Source organism: Gottfriedia sp. NPDC057948 (genome assembly GCF_042887255.1).
In the GTDB taxonomy this organism is placed as follows: Bacteria; Bacillota; Bacilli; order Bacillales; family Bacillaceae_G; genus Gottfriedia.
In genome coordinates, this window is record NZ_JBHVPN010000041.1 from 1 (window position 1) to 1,940 (window position 1,940).

General features: G+C 38.1%; 1 protein-coding gene. It reads left to right on the forward strand.

The genetic code is table 11. The features are described 5' to 3' along the window. Positions 1 to 510 precede the first annotated feature (510 nt). On the forward strand, positions 511 to 1,839 hold the full coding sequence (gene ltrA / locus ACFVRR_RS24245) for a group II intron reverse transcriptase/maturase (RefSeq protein ID WP_387333326.1): 1,329 nt from the start codon (positions 511 to 513) through the stop codon (positions 1,837 to 1,839). Positions 1,840 to 1,940 lie beyond the last annotated feature (101 nt).

Sequence of the window (1,940 nt, forward strand, 5' to 3'; positions counted from 1 at the left end):
TGTGCGGCCGAGCCTAGGTCGTATCATATAACGGGTGGGATTCCCGTCGAGTAAGAACTAGCCATTCGCTCGTAACGAGTCTTGGAGGGCTAAAGGTAACTTTAGTCTTTAAGCGTAGACAGTGAGGTAGCGGGCCGAAAGCCAAATGGTTGAAGGAATTGAGCTTCATAATGTTAGTAAATCGAGAGGGCTGATGCTTTATGCATAGCAGAAAGCTACACTCTACCTTTCGGTAAGGCGAGAAAGGTAAAGCCTCTCTGGAGTCAGAGACCTTGGCACGTTATACATTGATATGATACGGCAACTCGGGAGACCCTACCGGTCTTTTCTTTTTTTTAGAAGAGTATGGTGTACAAGCGATAAAAAGTAAGGAAACCAAATGCCGATGTAGGGAGTCGGATAGTAGCGTAGTACCTATGAAGTTGGGTAATGCCGATGGAGGAAAGGCTACTACCAGTTTATCACCCTTAATAGGGACACATTTACTACACACAGAGGTAGGTATAACAAATGGAAACAAAACTACTAAGGATAGCAGAATTAGCAAAATCTGATCCTAAAATGCAATTTACATCTCTAGCACATTTACTAGATAAGCAATCACTAATTCAATGTCATATTGAATTACCAAATAAGAAAGCAACTGGGATAAATGGCACAACTAAAGAGCAATACGGTGGTAATCTCGAAGAAAATATAGAGGATTTAATAAGCAGCCTTAAAAACAAAAGCTATCGCCCTGTTCCAGTTAGGAGAATGTATATTCCGAAGCTCAATTCGAAAAAGAAAAGACCATTAGGAATACCAGAACATGAAGATAAGATTGTCCAAAAAGGTGTTACGAAAATATTAAACTCTATCTATGAAATTGACTTCTTGGACTGTTCGTTCGGATTTCGCCCAAATCGTAGTTGCCACGATGCTTTGAAAATACTGAACTTCTATATCGAAAAGAGGTCAGTAAACTATGTTGTAGATGTAGACATAAAAGGGTTCTTTGACAATGTTGACCACAAATGGATGATGGAGTTCTTGAAACTCCGAATCGCTGACCCAAACTTACTGAGAATAATCGGTAGGTTTCTTAAAGGTGGATATATGGAAGAAGGGAAGAAATACAAAACAGATAATGGTACACCGCAAGGTGGAGTAATATCTCCTGTATTAGCTAATGTCTATCTTCATTATGTCCTTGACTTATGGTTCGAGAAAAGTGTCAAGAAACAGTGCGATGGACAAGCATACCTAGTAAGGTATGCGGATGATTTCGTGTGCTGTTTTCAATTTAAGAATGAAGCTGAGGAATTCTTTCAATCTCTAAAATTAAGACTTGAGAAGTTTAATCTGGAAATAGCCGAAGATAAAACCAAAATTATTCCTTTCGGACGGCTTGCGGAGAAACTGGGAAAGCACCAGGGAAATGGAAAACCAGAAACCTTCGATTTTCTAGGTTTTACGCATTATTGTGGGAAAAGCAAACAAGGAAAGTTTCGAGTGAAACGGAAATCAAGTAGGAAGAAAGTACAAAGCAAATTAAAAGAATCTAAAGAATGGTTGAAGAAGAATAGAAATAACAATATTCATATAATCATGGACAGATTCAAACGCTCGCTTATTGGTTATTTCAACTACTATTGCATCACTGATAATATTCCAAGTGTTAACATTTTCAAAGTTAAAATCGAGAATCTAATATTTAAATGGCTCAATAGAAGAAGTCAAAGGAAATCCTTTAAATGGGAGAAATTCAGACTCTTCCTGAGCAAATTTCCACTACCCTCACCAAGGGTCAAAGTGAATATCTATGATTTAAGAAAAGAAATTAACTACATTCTGTAAATGATTACTGGAGGAGCCGTGTGCATTAATAGTGCAAGCACGGTTCTGAGAGGGTTTGGAGTTCAATTACCGAAAGGTAAAAGACTCCATTCTACTCGACT

Excerpts from the sequence above, each read along its gene's own strand:
- ltrA (WP_387333326.1), top strand. The coding sequence starts at position 511 with ATGGAAACAAAACTACTAAGGATAGCAGAATTAGCAAAATCTGATCCT.